The organism is Micromonospora sp. WMMD708, assembly GCF_049315245.1.
Taxonomy (GTDB): domain Bacteria; phylum Actinomycetota; class Actinomycetes; order Mycobacteriales; family Micromonosporaceae; genus Micromonospora; species Micromonospora wenchangensis.
The window spans coordinates 6,662,695-6,677,130 of the sequence record NZ_CP186060.1; the positions used below are offsets into that span (position 1 = coordinate 6,662,695).

At 73.0% G+C, this 14,436-nt stretch carries 10 protein-coding genes and 1 pseudogene; 5 read left to right on the forward strand and 6 right to left on the reverse strand.

The window, feature by feature from the left end; genetic code table 11:
* The first annotated feature begins 101 nt into the window (after window positions 1-101).
* Entirely contained in the window at window positions 102-3,692 is a 3,591-nt protein-coding gene (locus tag ACN260_RS29600) for a replicative DNA helicase (protein ID WP_422756871.1), read from the forward strand.
* Between the two features lie 19 nt (window positions 3,693-3,711).
* Here ACN260_RS29600 and ACN260_RS29605 read toward each other — a convergent pair whose 3' ends face one another.
* The 5 genes and pseudogenes from ACN260_RS29605 to ACN260_RS29625 all read right to left on the reverse strand — a co-directional run bounded on the left by ACN260_RS29605 (window position 3,712) and on the right by ACN260_RS29625 (window position 9,419).
* Window positions 3,712-4,395: a maleylpyruvate isomerase N-terminal domain-containing protein gene (locus ACN260_RS29605; protein ID WP_422754035.1), complete on the reverse strand. Its 684-nt coding sequence runs from the start codon at window positions 4,393-4,395 to the stop codon at window positions 3,712-3,714.
* Between the two features lie 124 nt (window positions 4,396-4,519).
* Window positions 4,520-4,918 (reverse strand): zf-TFIIB domain-containing protein, encoded by a 399-nt coding sequence (locus ACN260_RS29610; RefSeq protein WP_422754036.1) that lies wholly within the window; start codon window positions 4,916-4,918, stop codon window positions 4,520-4,522.
* A gap of 29 nt (window positions 4,919-4,947) precedes the next feature.
* The gene (locus ACN260_RS29615; protein WP_422756872.1) at window positions 4,948-5,580 is read right to left on the reverse strand and encodes a phosphoribosyltransferase; all 633 of its coding nucleotides are present in this window, start codon (window positions 5,578-5,580) and stop codon (window positions 4,948-4,950) included.
* A 15-nt stretch (window positions 5,581-5,595) separates the two neighbouring features.
* Window positions 5,596-6,894: pseudogene (locus tag ACN260_RS29620) on the reverse strand (glycosyltransferase family 87 protein); the annotation flags it as partial.
* Entirely contained in the window at window positions 6,891-9,419 is a 2,529-nt protein-coding gene (locus tag ACN260_RS29625; protein ID WP_422754037.1) for a putative bifunctional diguanylate cyclase/phosphodiesterase, read from the reverse strand. The pseudogene ACN260_RS29620 and the gene ACN260_RS29625, both read right to left, overlap by 4 nt.
* A gap of 686 nt (window positions 9,420-10,105) precedes the next feature.
* On the opposite strand from ACN260_RS29625, the gene moaC reads away from it, so the two are divergent.
* The 4 genes from moaC (at window position 10,106) to ACN260_RS29645 (ending at window position 12,820) form a co-directional block, all read left to right on the forward strand.
* On the forward strand, window positions 10,106-10,597 hold the full coding sequence (gene moaC / locus ACN260_RS29630) for a cyclic pyranopterin monophosphate synthase MoaC (protein ID WP_422754038.1): 492 nt from the start codon (window positions 10,106-10,108) through the stop codon (window positions 10,595-10,597).
* A complete protein-coding gene (locus ACN260_RS29635; RefSeq protein ID WP_422754039.1) occupies window positions 10,594-11,064 on the forward strand; it encodes a MogA/MoaB family molybdenum cofactor biosynthesis protein in 471 nt (156 codons plus the stop codon). Before moaC ends, ACN260_RS29635 begins: the two co-directional genes overlap by 4 nt.
* Window positions 11,065-11,132: 68 nt before the next feature.
* Window positions 11,133-12,392 carry a molybdopterin molybdotransferase MoeA gene (locus ACN260_RS29640; RefSeq protein ID WP_422754040.1) on the forward strand — a complete coding sequence of 420 codons (1,260 nt, stop codon included), beginning with the start codon at window positions 11,133-11,135 and terminating at the stop codon, window positions 12,390-12,392.
* On the forward strand, window positions 12,389-12,820 hold the full coding sequence (locus tag ACN260_RS29645) for a molybdenum cofactor biosynthesis protein MoaE (protein WP_245854426.1): 432 nt from the start codon (window positions 12,389-12,391) through the stop codon (window positions 12,818-12,820). Before ACN260_RS29640 ends, ACN260_RS29645 begins: the two co-directional genes overlap by 4 nt.
* Window positions 12,821-12,889: 69 nt before the next feature.
* Here ACN260_RS29645 and ACN260_RS29650 read toward each other — a convergent pair whose 3' ends face one another.
* On the reverse strand, window positions 12,890-14,326 hold the full coding sequence (locus ACN260_RS29650) for a glycosyltransferase 87 family protein (RefSeq protein WP_422754041.1): 1,437 nt from the start codon (window positions 14,324-14,326) through the stop codon (window positions 12,890-12,892).
* Between the last annotated feature and the right edge of the window lie 110 nt (window positions 14,327-14,436).

Sequence of the window (14,436 nt, forward strand, 5' to 3'; positions counted from 1 at the left end):
CGATGGCCCCCCGATCGACCTGACCGGACGGTGTCACCGCCGGCGTACCGCCGGGGCAACCGCGACGCTGTGGAGGGGGAACCGTGTCGATCACCGACGACATGCGGGCGGAGCCCCGGGTCGCGGGGACCCCGTCCGCCCCGCCGCCCCGCGACGGCCAGTTCGACAAGACCCCACCGCAGGACGTCGCCGCCGAGCAGTGCGTCCTCGGCGGCATGCTGCTCTCCAAGGACGCGATCGCCGACGTCGTCGAGATCCTCAAGTCCACCGACTTCTACCGGCCCGTCCACGCCACCATCTTCGACGCGATCCTCGACATCTACGGTCGCGGTGAGCCCGCCGACGGCATCACCGTGGCGGCGGCCCTGGCCGACTCCGGGGACCTCGCCCGGGTCGGCGGCGCCCCCTACCTGCACACCTGCATGGCGGCCGTACCGACCGCGGCGAACGCCTCCTACTACGCCCGGATCGTCAGCGAACGCGCCGTGCTGCGCCGCCTGGTCGAGGCGGGCACCCGGATCGTGCAGCTCGGCTACGGCACCGCCGCCGGTGGCAGCCGGGACGTCGACGACGTCGTCGACCTGGCCCAGCAGGCGGTCTACGAGATCACCGAACGGCGGGTCAGCGAGGACTTCGCGGTGCTCGCCGACATGCTCCAGCCCACCCTCGACGAGATCGAGGCGGTCGGCGCGCAGGGCGGCGTGATGACCGGCGTGCCGACCGGCTTCACCGACCTGGACCGGCTGCTCAACGGCCTGCACCCGGGGCAGCTCATCATCGTGGCCGGCCGCCCCGGTCTCGGTAAGGCGCTGGCACTGGACACGCCGCTGCCCACCCCGGACGGCTGGACCACCATGGGCGAGGTCGAGGTCGGCGACCGGCTGCTCGCCGCGGACGGCACGCCGACCACCGTCACCGCCGCCTTCGCCGTGATGCACGGGCGGCCCTGCTATGAGGTCGAGTTCTCCGACGGCAGCGTGATCGTCGCCGACGCCGGGCACCTGTGGCGGACCACCACCCGGACGCGGGCCCTCGCCCCGGCGGGCGGCACGCCGGCCGACGCGGCCCAGGACCCTGCCGAGGACGGCGTGCTCACCACGGCACAGATCGCGGCGACGCTGCGTACCGGGCCGGAGGGACGCCCCCGCCACGCCGTCGCCACCTGCGCCCCCCTGCAACTGCCCGAGCGGGCGGTGCCCATCCCCCCGTACGGCCTGGGTGGCTGGCTCGGCGACGGCCGGGCCGACCCGGGGCACCTGGCCGCATCCTTCCTGACGACGCTGCGGGAGATCGGTGTCCTCGCGGACAAGCACATCCCCCGCGACTACCTGCGCGGCTCCGAGGCGCAACGTCGGGCGCTGCTCGCCGGGCTGATGGACACCGCCGGCACCCTCACCCCGACCGGCGAGCACCGGTACACCGCGGTCTCGCGGCGGCTCGCCGGCGACGTACGGGAACTCGTGGTGGGTCTCGGCTACCGCTGCACGCTGACCGAGCAGCCGGCACCCGGCCGGACCGGGACCACGTACACGGTCGCCTTCGCCACCCCGGACGCCGTCTTCCGCCGGGAGCCCAGGGCGTCCGCCGAGGCCGTCCGCCTGCGCACCGACCCGGGTGTGCGGTACGTGGTGGACGTCCGGCCGGTGGCCAGCGTGCCGGTGCGGTGCGTGACCGTCGACAACCCGGACCACCTCTACCTGGCCGGCCGGTCGATGATCCCCACCCACAACAGCACGGCCAGCATGGACTTCGCCCGTAACGCGGCGATCCGGGCCAACCAGGCCGCCGCCATCTTCTCGCTGGAAATGAGCAAGGTCGAGATCGTCATGCGGCTTCTCTCGGCCGAGGCGCGGGTCCCGCTGCACGTGCTGCGCAGCGGTCAGCTCTCCGACGACGACTGGACCAAGCTGGCCCGCTGCATGGGCGAGATCAGCGAGGCGCCGCTGTTCGTGGACGACACCCCGAGCATGAACCTGATGGAGATCCGGGCGAAGGCGCGGCGGCTCAAGCAGAAGCACGACCTCAAGATGATCGTCGTCGACTACCTCCAGCTGATGACCTCACCGAAGCGCACCGAGAGCCGGCAGCAGGAGGTCGCGGACCTGTCCCGTGGCCTGAAGCTGCTGGCCAAGGAGGTCGAGTGCCCGGTGATCGCGGTCAGCCAGCTCAACCGTGGTCCCGAGCAACGCACCGACAAGCGACCACAATTGTCCGACCTGCGGGAGTCGGGCTGTCTGACCGCGGAGACCCGACTGATCCGGGCCGACACCAATGCGGAAGTCACCATGGGCGAGCTGCTGAAGGCCGGGACGAGGGAAATCCCGGTCTGGGCGCTCGACGAGAATCTGCGGTACTCGCCCCGGACCATGACGCATGTCTTCCCCAGCGGTCGGCGCGAGGTGTTCCGGCTGACCCTCGCGTCGGGGAAGCAGATCGACGCGACGGCGAACCATCCTTTCCTCACCTTCGCCGGGTGGGTGCCGCTCGGTGAGCTGGCTGTCGGAGCGCGGCTGGCTACGCCGAGACACCTGCCCCCGCCGCTGGCGATCCGGCCGTGGGTGGAGGCGGAGGTGGTACTGCTCGCGCACCTGCTTGGTGACGGTTCGTTCGTCAGACGCCAGCCGATCCGGTACGCCAGCAGGGACGAGGAAAACCTGGTGGCAGTGGCCGAGGCCGCGAAGCACTTCGGAATCAGCGCCGTACGGGACGAATACGAGGCCGCCCGGGTCACGACGCTCCGGCTGCCCGCACCGTACCGACTGGCCCGTGGACGGCGTAATCCAATTGCAGAATGGCTCGACGGGCTGGGGCTCTTCGGGCTGCGTTCGCACGAGAAGTTCATTCCGCAGGCGATCTTCAGTATGCCCAAGGAGCAGGTCACGCTTTTCCTGCGCCACCTGTGGTCGACCGACGGCTCGGTCCATGTCAACAAGTCGGGTAGGGGCGGACGTGTCTACTTCTCCTCCACCAGTCGCAGAATGCTTGAGGACATCTCCCGGCTCCTCCTGCGGTACGGCATCACCGCACGCCTCAAAGTCGTTCCGGTAGCTGACCACCGTCCCCAGTACACCCTCGACATCTCGGGCCGGGACGACCAACTGCGGTTCCTGCGGGAGATCGGGGTGCACGGGGAGCGCGCCGTGAAGTGTGAAGCGCTGCTCACGGTGCTGGAGACGGTCGTGGGCAACACCAACGTCGACACGGTACCGACCGAGGTGTGGAGCCGGGTTCGGGACGTCCTAGTGGACCGGGGCATGAGCCACCGGGAGTTCGCCCGGGCCATCGGTACCCAGTTCTGTGGAAGCGCGCTGTGGAAGCGCGCACCGAGCCGATCCCGACTGGCGAAGATCGCCTCGGTGCTCGACGCCGCCGACCTCGAACTGCACGCCACCAACGACATCTTCTGGGACGAGATCACCTCGATCGAGTCACTCGGCGAGCAGGACGTTTTCGACGCGACGGTACTCGGCACCCACAATTTCGTCGCCAACGGGATCGCCACCCACAACTCGATCGAGCAGGACGCCGACGTCGTCATCCTGTTGCACCGCGACGACTACTACGACAAGGAGTCGCCGCGCGCCGGGGAGGCGGATTTCATTGTTGCCAAGCACAGAAATGGGCCCACCGACTCGATCACGGTGGCGGCGCAACTGCACCTGTCCCGCTTCGTCGACATGGCGATCGTCTGACCCGACGCCGGCCGGTGACTCAGCCGAGTAGCGGGAACCAGCCGGCGGCCTCGCCCAGCGCCACCCGGTCCCGGTCGGTCAGCGGCTCCCGACCGGTGGCCTTGCCCAGGTAGGTCAGGTCGTCCCAGTCGGCGGGCCGGACGGTGTCGTCGCTGAGCAGGCCGTCCATGGTGGCGACCGCGACCGCGACGGCCAGCACTCCGGGTGGCGGCGCGTCGGGCAGGTCGGGCACCAGGTCGAGGTGGTGCACGACGGCCTCGGTGGTCAGCGTGGCCAGGAAGTCGGGCACCCGCAGTACGTGCCCCTGGGTGGTGACGCAACCCTGCGGATCGGCGGCACCCGCCGCGCGGACGGCGGCCGGGGCGGTGTCCGCCCAGATCCGGACCACGCCGCCGGGCCGGTCGAAGGCGGCGGCCGAGCGGCGGACCCACCACGCGTGCCGGGCCGCCGCGTCGGGATCGGCGCCGGCCGGGAACGAGCGCCAGTAGCTCACGTCGTCGGTGTCGGCCGGCCCGGCGGCGTGGCTGGCCAGCGTGACCAGCGCCCGTTGGGCGTCGTAGAGCAGGTGGAAGAGCAGGTCGGCGACGAGCCAGCCGCGACACCGGGTGGGACGTTGCAGGGCGTCGTCGTCGAGGTCGGCGACCACCCGGGTGATGCCGTCGTAGGCCTGCGCCAACGCGGTGTGCTGCCGGACGAACGTCATGCCGTGCAGCGTCGCACGCCCGGCGCGGTCCGGCATCCGGACCCGCCACCGCCGGCCGGAACACGCACGGCCGGCAGTGGCGGCCGGGCGCGGGAGGACCCGGCCCGGCCGTCGACGGAACCGGTCAGCCGAACATCTCGTCGAGGAAACCCTTGTGCTTCTTGCGCTTGTAGTGGCCGTGGTAGCCGTGGTGCTGCGGGTGGCCGTAGCCACCCTGGCCGCCGTACGCGGGCTGCGGCGGGTAGCCCGGCGGGGGCGGCGGCACGGCACCGTAGCCCGGCTGGTGGCTCGGGGCGGGCGGCGGTGGGGGCGGCGGCGGATATCCGCCCGGCGCCTGGACGTGTTGCTGACCGGGAGCGGCCCCGCTGCGCTGCCGGTTCCAGTTCGCCTCGGCCTCGAACAGCTTTTCGAGTTCGCCGCGGTCCAGGAAGATCCCCCGGCACTCGCCGCACTGGTCGATGACGACTCCGCTGCGCTCGTACTGGCGCATATCTCCGTGACACTTGGGACAGGTGAGCTGCATCGTTCGACGGTACCCGGTCCGTGCAGCATTCAGGCGGTGGCGATCAGCGCCGAGATCACCTCGTCGTCGTCGACCTCGTGGAAGTCGTCGTAGTAGGCGCTGACCGCGGTGAAGCCGACCGGGTGCTGCGCGCAGAGCACCTCGTCGGCCTCGGCGGCGAGCATCTCGTACGCCTGCTGTGCGCCGACCGGCACCGCGACCACGACCCGCCGGGCACCGAGCCGCCGGGCGACCTGCACGGCGGCGCGGGCGGTCGCACCGGTGGCCAGCCCGTCGTCGACGATCACGGCGGTACGTCCGGTCAGGTCGAGCGGGGGGCGGCCGTGCCGGTAACGGGCCTCCCGGCGGTCGAGTTCGGCCTGTTCACGGTGTTGCACCTCGGCGCGGTCGGCCGGGTCGAGCGGGGCGGCGACCTGGTCGTTGAGGACCCGGACCCCACCGGGGCCGAGCGCGCCGAAGGCCACCTCGGGTGCCCCGGGCAGGCCTAGCTTGCGGACCACCAGCACGTCGAGCGGTACGCCGAGCCGGTCGGCGACGACCCGGGCCACCGGCACCCCGCCGCGTACCAGGCCCAGCACGACGACGTCGGGTCGGCCGGCCAGCGCGGTGAGCCGTTCGGCGAGGCGACGGCCGGCGTCGACGCGGTCGCGGTAGCTGCTCATGTCCTCAGGTCTACGCCCTGCGGGCAGGATGCGTCGGGAACTCGGCGGAACCGGTGCCGGCCGGGTGGTGAGGGCGGCGGCCCAGACCAGCAGGGCGATCGGGTAGAGCAGGTAGCCGAAGCGGGTGGTCGGCATCAGCAGGATCGCGGCGAGCAGGCCGTACCCGCAGACCAGCGCGGTGGCGGCGGCGGTGCGGGGCGGGCGGCGGACGAGCCGGACGGCGATCGCGGCGCCGACGGCGACGAGCAGCGCGGCGGCGACGACCCGGCCGCCGGGCAGGGCGGTGGCGATCAGGTGTCCGGGGAACGGGGACTGGGCGGGGCTGGTGACCTGGCCGTGGCCGAGCGGGAAGCGCAGCACGTTCTCGACGAGCGCGTCACGGTCGACCAGCAGGGCGGGGATCAGGGCGAGGGCGGGCAGCCCGAGCGCACCGGCCGCCACCCGCAGCCCGGCCCGTCGGGTCGCCCCCCAGAAGATCAGGACCAGCGCGACCGGCCAGGCGAACAGCTTCAACGCGCCGGCCAGCCCGACCGCCAGCCCGGCCCCGCCGGGCCGGCCGGTGGCGGCGAACGCCAGTGCCAGCAGGCAGAGCGCGAGTACGGGCAGGTCGTCGCCGCCGGTGGCGAGGGTGAGCGCGCAGATCGGCAGGACGGTCGCCGCCTGGACGCCGCGCAGCACCGCCGGTGCCCCGGCCGGTCCGCCGGTGGACGGGTCGGGTCGGCGCAGCGCGAGCACGGCCCACGCCAGGGCTGCGGCGGTGATCAGCGCGAACCAGACGCGGGAGTCGGTCCACCAGATGTCGGCGGCGGCCCGGGGCAGCCCGAACAGCGCCATCCCCGGCTGGTAGGGGGTGTAGCCGAGTAGCCGTTCGTCGGCGGGCAGCGCGGCGATGGCGTCCGGCCCGAGGTAGGGGGTGCCGTGCTCGGCGAGCCGGATGCCGGCCTGCTCGACCACCACCACCTCCTCCTGGGCCCGGTCGGTGCGCCCGCCGGCCCGCTGCCCGGCCTGCACGATCAGCGGAAGCAGGGCGGTACCGGCCCAGGCGATGACGGTGACCACGGCGCGGGCGGTGGTGCCGGCCAGCCCGGGTCGGTGGCGGCGGAGGAGGAACTGGGCGGCGACCAGGATCGTCGCGGCGAGGTAGCCGACGGCGGCGACGCCGCCCCAGGCCCGGTGCGGCGGCAGGGTGGAGGTGGCGGCGGTGACGGCGGCGAAGATCGCCGAGATCAGGTAGAGGCCGAGGTCGAGGGCGAGTCCGCCGGCTGCGGTGTCGACGGCCCGCAGGCGGCGGGCGGCACGGTCGGCGGCGGTCACGCGGGCAAGTGTGGCAGACCCGTCGAACGGTTCCGGGCGGGCTGGCGGCGGCCGGGGGTGCTGAGCCGGATGACCGCGCCGGTGTCGTGCAGCGGGGTGGCGAGACTGCCGGGGCGGCCACCGGAGCCCCGTTGCAGTGCGGCGAGGAGGGTGCCGGCCGGCAGTGGGCGGGCGAACAGGTGTCCCTGGCCGGCGGCGCAGCCGAGCGACCACAGGGCCCGGCGTTGCGGTTCGCTCTCCACGCCCTCGGCGACGACGGCCAGGTCGAGGCTGCGGCCGAGGTCGAGGGTGGAGCGGATGACGGCCGCCGCCTCGGCGGAACTCTCCATCGCGGTGACGAAGCTGCGATCGATCTTCAGCTCGTGCACGGGGATGCGGGAGAGCAGGGAGAGTGACGAGTAGCCGGTACCGAAGTCGTCCAGGGCGAGCCGGATGCCGGAGTCGCGCAGCCGGTTGAGCACCCGGTCGACCACGTCGAGTTGGCTGAGGGTGAGGGTCTCGGTCAGCTCCAGGACGAGCCGGTCCGGGGGGAAGTCGTGGGCCTGGAGCCGGGCGAGCACCGCGCCGGGGAACCGGGCGTCGAGCAGGCTGCGGGGCGAGACGTTGACCGAGACGGGCAGGTCGAAGCCGGCGGTCCGCCAGCCGACGGCGGCGACGAGCGCCTGGTCGAGGATGGCCTCGGCGAACGCGGGAAGCATGCCGGAGCGTTCCACCGCCTCGATGAAGCGCAGCGGGTCGATGACCCCGTGCCGGGGGTGGTGCCAGCGGGCCAGCGCCTCGGCTCCGGTCACTTCGCCGGTGCCGAGGTCGACGATGGGCTGGAAGTTGACGGTGAACTCGTGGTCGGCCACCGCGCGGGGCAGTTCACCGCCGAGGGTGAGCCGGCGCAGGTCGGCGGTGTCCCGGGTGGGGGCGTAGGTGGCGATCCGTTGGCCGGCCCGCTTGGCCTGGTACATCGCGACGTCGGCGCGGCGCAGCAGTTCGGGCATGCCGCCGGTGGCGGGGGCCGCCGCGATGCCGCCGCTGGCCTCCACGCTGATCCGCATGCCGTCCACGTCGATCGGTTCGTGCAGGGCGCCGAGCAGGGTCTCGGCCCGGTGGGCGGCGACGGCGGGGGCGGGCAGGTTGCGCATCAGCACGGCGAACTCGTCGCCGCCGAGGCGGGCGACCAGGTCCTCGTCGCGGGCGGCGGTGCGCAGCCGGTCGGCGACCCGCATCAGCACCTGGTCACCAGCGGCGTGGCCGAGGGTGTCGTTGACCTCCTTGAAGTGGTTGAGGTCGATCAGGACGAGGGCGGTCACCCCCTCGGCGTGCCGGGTGCCGAGCTGTTCGGTGCCCCGGTCGAGCAGTTGCCGTCGGTTGGCCAGGCCGGTGAGGGCGTCGTGGCTGGCGGCGTGGGCGTGTTCGGCGGCGACCCGGGCGAGTTCGGCGTACGCCTGGGCGTTGCGGACGGCGGTGCACAGCGCGGAGGCGAAGGTGCGCAGGGTGTACTGCTCGCGTTCGTTGAGCCGGACGGGCCCCCGGAACCGCAGCCGCAGCATCCCGACGTCGACGGTTCGGTCGTGGCCTTCGAGGCGGGCGGGCAGGACGGTGCCTTCGATCTCACTCGGGGTGCCGGACGGGCCGTCGTAGGTGATCGTGCCGCTCGCGCCGCGGACGGTGCGGCCGGCGTCGCGCAGCTCGATCTCGACCTCGTCGGCGGAGAAGAGTTCGGTGGCCTGGGTGACGGCGGTGGTGAGGACCTTGTCCAGGTCGACCACGTTGAGCGCGTCGGTGGTGCGGGCCAGCCGTTGCCAGGCCTGTTGCTCGGTGCGGGACTTGACCTGGTTGGAGTAGAGCAGGTGCAGGCTGAGCACCAGGGGTGGCACGGCGAGCAGGAGCCGGGGGTCGGCCTGGAGGATGGCCAGGGTGACGGCGATCAGGACGAACCGGGCCAGCGCGCTGGTCAGACGCAGGCCGAGGTCGTCGGAGAAGAGCCGGGGCAGGGGGGTGCCGGTGGCCATCGCGATGACCGGCAGGGTGAGCAGTTCGTCGAGGACCACGGCGACGACGTAGGCGAGCCCGATCATGCCGATGGCGTTCGGCAGGTCGGTGTCCTGCGGCGACCAGCCGAGGGTGTGCAGCGCGACGCCGCCCGCCGCCGCCAGCAGCATGCTCTTGGCGATGCCGAAGGTGGTCTTCAGCGGTCCGCGCTTCATGGACAGCAGGGCGACCGCGACGCCCGTCCCGGTGGTCAGGACGACCAGGGGCGCCGGTGCGACGGCCAGCCCGAGGACGATCGCCGTCTCGCTCCAGGAGACCGCGTGGACGGTGGCCCGGATGCGGATCTGCCAGTTGATCCGGACGCTGAGCGCGGCCATGAAGGCCAGCGCGACGGACCGGGTGAGGTCGCCGCCGGTGAGGTCGAGGTGGGCCAGTTGGTAGAGGGAGACGACCGCCGCTGCGGTGGCCACCACGCAGACGAGGCCGACGTGCAGCGTCAGCTGCCGCTCGGCCTCCGTCTTGCCTTCGTCCGGTCGTGCCACCGTGTCCTCGACAACCACTCCGTGTCGCTGAGCAGAGGCCAAGGCTACGTGGGGTCACGCCGCCACCACAATCGTTCAGAGCCACTCGTGTGCGGACATCGCGTTCGCCCTCCCCTGATGGTTGTCGCCGACCCTTGCGGTCGGGATCTGACAGGGGACAGCCTAAGGGCGGTTAGGCCGTTTTTGGAGGTATAAATGTAACTATGAGCGATAGGTGAGAATTGAGTGCACCTTGGTGACTTTCCGTTTCCGCGGGGAAACGGAGTGCTGAGCGCTCCCGACGGTTCTCGTTAACGCTAGATAATGGTGCAGACGGTGGCCCCGCGACATCGGGCGAGAGGGGTCGTTTGCCGTACGTCGAGGTGACCGGCCAGGTGAGTGCGACAGATCACCCGATTGTGGAACGCAGCGTAGTCGTCTCGGCGCGGTGGTGCCAACGTGGGCGAAGTGGCCCGGTGGCGATTCGCAGCCACGACGCGACGGAGGGTTTCTCGGGTGTGACGATCTCGCGCGTGATGGTGTTTCCCGCTCTACCGTCGACACGAGAACCTATTAGTGGCGGCCGATGAAATCGACGATGAACCACCGATCACGAATCGTCCCCGCGCGCTCGGCACTCCTGTTCCCGGGTCGCCGTCACGCCCGGACGTACCCCCGGATCGGAGCACACCGCTAGGCTCGCTGACGTGACCGATCCCGCGCAGCTCAGCCACGTCGACGCCGCGGGCGCGGCCCGCATGGTCGACGTCTCCGCCAAGCCGGTGTCCGGCCGGATCGCCGTGGCCGCCGGGCGGCTGCGCACCACCGTCGAGGTGGTGGAACTGCTGCGCCGCGACGGGCTGCCCAAGGGCGACGCGCTGGCCGTCGGCCGGCTCGCCGGCATCATGGGCGCCAAGCGCACCCCCGACCTGATCCCGCTGTGCCACCCGATCGCCCTGCACGGCGTCACCGTCGACCTCGAACTCACCGACGACACCGTCGAGATCACCGCCACCGCCCGCACCGCCGACCGGACGGGGGTGGAGATGGAGGCGCTGACCGCCGTCGCCGTCGCCGGGCTGGCCCTGATCGACATGGTCAAGGCGGTCGACCCGGCCGCCGCCGTGGACGGCGTCCGGGTGTTGAGCAAGTCCGGCGGCAGGACCGGCGAGTGGGTCCGCCCGCAGGACCGGCCGTGATCCGGGCCCGGGTCGTCGTGGCGTCCAATCGGGCCGCCGCCGGGGTGTACGCCGACACCAGCGGGCCGCTGCTCGTCGCCGGCCTGCGCGAGCTGGGCTGCCAGGTTGACGAGCCGGTGGTGGTGCGCGACGGCGAACCGGTCGGCGAGGCCCTGCGCGCCGCCCACGCCGACGGGATCGACGTGGTGCTGACCAGCGGCGGCACCGGCATCAACCCGACCGACCGGACCCCGGAGGTGACCCGGGCGCTGCTCGACCACGAGATCCCCGGCATCGCCGAGGCGATCCGCGCGTACAGCCGGGACCGGGTACCCACCTCGGCGTTGTCCCGGGGGGTCGCCGGGGTGCTGGGCCGGATGCTCGTGGTCAACCTGCCCGGCTCGCGGGGCGGCGCGAAGGACGGGTTGGCCGTGCTCGGGCCGATCCTCGGCCACGCGGTCGACCAGTTGCGCGGCGGCGACCACTGACCGCACGCCCGGCGCGGCGGCGATAGGCTCGCGGGGGTGTACGCGTCCCGTTCGAACGGAGGCCCCCGGTGAGCACGGAAACCGCCGCCGCCGCGGCCCAGGTCGCCGCGCCGCCGCCGGCCGGATGGGAGGAGGCCCGCTCCCGGGTGTACGCGGTCGGCCTCGCCGCCGCCCTGCCGCCGGTCCAGCGGGCACTGGCCGACGCCGACGGGTACACCCTGGCCGCGCCGTTGAAGACCCGGACCGACCTGCCTGCCTTCCCCACCTCCAGCGTCGACGGCTGGGCGGTACGCGGGGCCGGCCCGTGGGACGTGGTGGGGCGGGTGCTCGCCGGGCAGACGCCGGCCGGGCTGACCGCCGACGGCACCACCGTGGAGATCGCCACCGGCGCGATGGTCCCCACCGGGACGACCGCCATCCTGCGGATCGAGGACTCGCGGCGTACCCCGGACGGCCGGGTGACCGGCACGCCACGCCCCCATCCGGAGTGGCGGGAGCCGGGCGAGGAGGCGGTGGCCGGTGAGGAGCTGGTGCCGGCGGGCACCCCGGTCGACCCGGCGCTGATCGGGCTGGCCGCCTCCTGCGGGCACGACCAGCTCACGGTGCGCCGCCAACCGCGTGCCGCACTGCTGGTCTTCGGCGACGAACTGCTCACCGCCGGTCCGCCCGGGTCGGGCCGCGTGCGCGACGCGCTCGGCCCCGCCGTGCCGTCGTGGTTGCGTCGCTACGGCTGCCAGGTGCGGCCCTCCGACGTGGTCGGCCCGGTGGCGGACACCCTCCCCGCCCACGTGGCCGCCCTGCGCGGGGCGCTCGCCGGGGCCGACCTGGTCTGCACCACCGGCGGCACCATGCACGGTCCGGTCGACCACCTGCACCCCGCGCTGGAGGCGCTGGGGGCCGACCACGTGGTGAACACGGTCGCCGTGCGGCCCGGCTTCCCGATGCTGCTGGCCCGGCTGGTCGACGCCGACGGGCGGGTGCGTTTCGTGGCCGGGCTGCCGGGCAACCCGCAGTCCGCGGTCGTCGCACTGGTGTCACTGGTGGCGCCGCTGCTCGCCGGGCTCCAGGGTCGGGTCCTGCCGGCGCTGCCCCAGGCCACCCTCGCCGAGCCGGTCCCCGGTCGGGGGGACTACACCCACCTGGCGCTGGTCCGGCTGGACCGGGCCGCCGGCACCGCCCACCCGGTCCGCCACGTCGGGTCGGCGATGCTGCGCGGGCTGGCCGGCGCCGACGGGTTCGCGGTGATCCGGCCGGGCACCTCCGGCGAGGTAGGGACCCGGGTGCCGGTCGTGCCGCTGCCGTTGCTGCCCGGGGAGCGTACGTGGTGACGACCGGCCCGACGACGGCCCTGCTCGCGGTCACCGACCAGCCGTTGGACCTGGCCGCGCACGAGGCGGCGGTGGCCGACCGCCGGGCCGGTGCGGTGGTCTCCTTCCAGGGCGTGGTCCGCGACCACGACCACGGCCGACCGGTGACCCTGCTGGAATACGAGGGCCACCCGAGCGCCGTCGAGACGCTGCGCGCGGTGGCCGCCGAGATCGCCGCCGACCCCGACGTCTACGCGGTGGCCGTGTCGCACCGGATCGGCCGGCTCGACATCGGAGACGTGGCGCTGGTGGCGGCGGTGAGCACGGCACACCGGGCGGCGGCCTTCGCGGCCTGCGCCCGGCTGGTCGACGAGGTGAAGGCGCGACTGCCGATCTGGAAGCGGCAGGTCTTCGCCGACGGCACCGAGGAGTGGGTCAACTGCCCCTGAACCCGGCGTCGCGAGCCGTCGGGGAGCCAGCCGGGGTCGGCTGACCGCGGTGGAGCGGGACGGGCGGGGTCAGCGGCGGCCGGCGGCGGCGCGGGCCGGCCGGTCGGCGTAGAACGCGGGTTCGGCACCGGGCCGCCACGGCAGGGCGGCCACCAGCACGATCAGCGCCAGCGCGAGCGAGTTCTCCATCAGCGCGCCGAACAGGCCGTTCTGGTAGTGCGACACCTCGGGGAGCTTGTGCTCGTACGGCCAGATCGGTGAGATCAGGAAGAGCAGGTACAACCCGAGCGCCGCCACGCCGTGCCGCAGCCCGGTCAGCGTCGGGTACCAGATCGGCGGGCGCAGCCCGCTGACCCCCGGCGGCCCGCCGAACGCCTGCTGGCCGGTGCGCAGCGACAACCCCCGGCTCGCCTCGCGGCGACGTACGGCGGCGTCGGCGAGCACGACGATCGCCGGGATGACCCAGACCAGGTGGTGCGACCAGGAGATCGGGCTGATCACGTTGGCGGTCAGCCCGACCAGGGTGAACGCGGTCAGCTCGTCGCCGTCGGCGCGGGCGTTGGCGGCCCGGGACAGCCCGACGGCCAGGATCAGCACCGAGAACGCCAGCCAGAGCAGGCCGGGCGTCTCGATCGAGTCGTAGAGCCGGGCCAGCAGGCCGGCCAGCGACTGGTTGGGCGTCATGTCGGCGGCCCCGACCCGTTCGGTCTGCCACAGCACCCCGCCGAAGTAGGCCCGCGACTCGGTACCGACCAGGGCGAAGCTTCCCAGGGTGACGCCGATGGTGGTGCCGACGGCGGTGGCGGCGACCCGCCACTGCCGGGTGATCAGCAGGTAGGCGATGAACAGCGCCGGGGTGAGCTTGACGGCGGTGGCCAGGCCGATGCCCATGCCCGCCCAGGAGCCGCTGTAGAGCAGCCGCAGGAACGGGCCGTCGGTGTCGCGCCCGTGGGTGCCCCGTCGGGAACGCCAGCGCAGACCCACCAGGTCCGCCATGATCAACGCGAACAGGAGCAGGTTGACCTGGCCGTACCCCAGGGTCTCCCGGACCGGTTCGATGGCCGCGGCCATCGGCGTGGCGATGGCCACGGTGAACCAGAGCGGCCAGCCGAGCCGGTCGACGATCGGACGCAGCAGCGCGGCGAGGATCACCGCCAGGGCGGCGATGCTGCCGGCCGCGTTGATCCACCCCGCCGCCTCGACCGGTAGCCCCGCCATCGGCAGCATGGCCAGCGCGGCGAAGGGCGGGTAGGTGAAACCCAGCGTGGTGGTGGGCGCGATGAACTCGTACAACTCGTGCCCGCTCGCCCACCACACCACCGCACCGTGGTAGATCTTCATGTCGAAGAAGTTGTACGGCCGCCCGAAAGCACCGATGGCGAGCCATGCGGCATAGGCGACGGCGGCCACGATGCCGGTCCGTACGACTGTCCTACGATCGATCCCACGCGTTGCGCGACGCACCGGGGCGAGGCGGTCCGCACGTCTACCGACGGTCGTCGGCATGCCGTGGCCACCCCCGTACCAAGGTCGTCCTACCCGTCCAGGTCCGGTAGGGAGCCTAGAACGGCGCCTCACGTTGCTGCCTCCCGCGTTATCCGACCGTGTCCGATCCC

Bases quoted from the DNA above. Each gene is read 5' to 3' on its own strand.
- ACN260_RS29600 (WP_422756871.1), top strand. From the start codon at position 102: ATGCGGGCGGAGCCCCGGGTCGCGGGGACCCCGTCCGCCCCGCCGCCC.
- ACN260_RS29605 (WP_422754035.1), bottom strand. From the start codon at position 4,395: ATGACGTTCGTCCGGCAGCACACCGCGTTGGCGCAGGCCTACGACGGC.
- ACN260_RS29610 (WP_422754036.1), bottom strand. From the start codon at position 4,918: ATGCAGCTCACCTGTCCCAAGTGTCACGGAGATATGCGCCAGTACGAG.
- ACN260_RS29615 (WP_422756872.1), bottom strand. From the start codon at position 5,580: ATGAGCAGCTACCGCGACCGCGTCGACGCCGGCCGTCGCCTCGCCGAA.
- ACN260_RS29650 (WP_422754041.1), bottom strand. From the start codon at position 14,326: ATGCCGACGACCGTCGGTAGACGTGCGGACCGCCTCGCCCCGGTGCGT.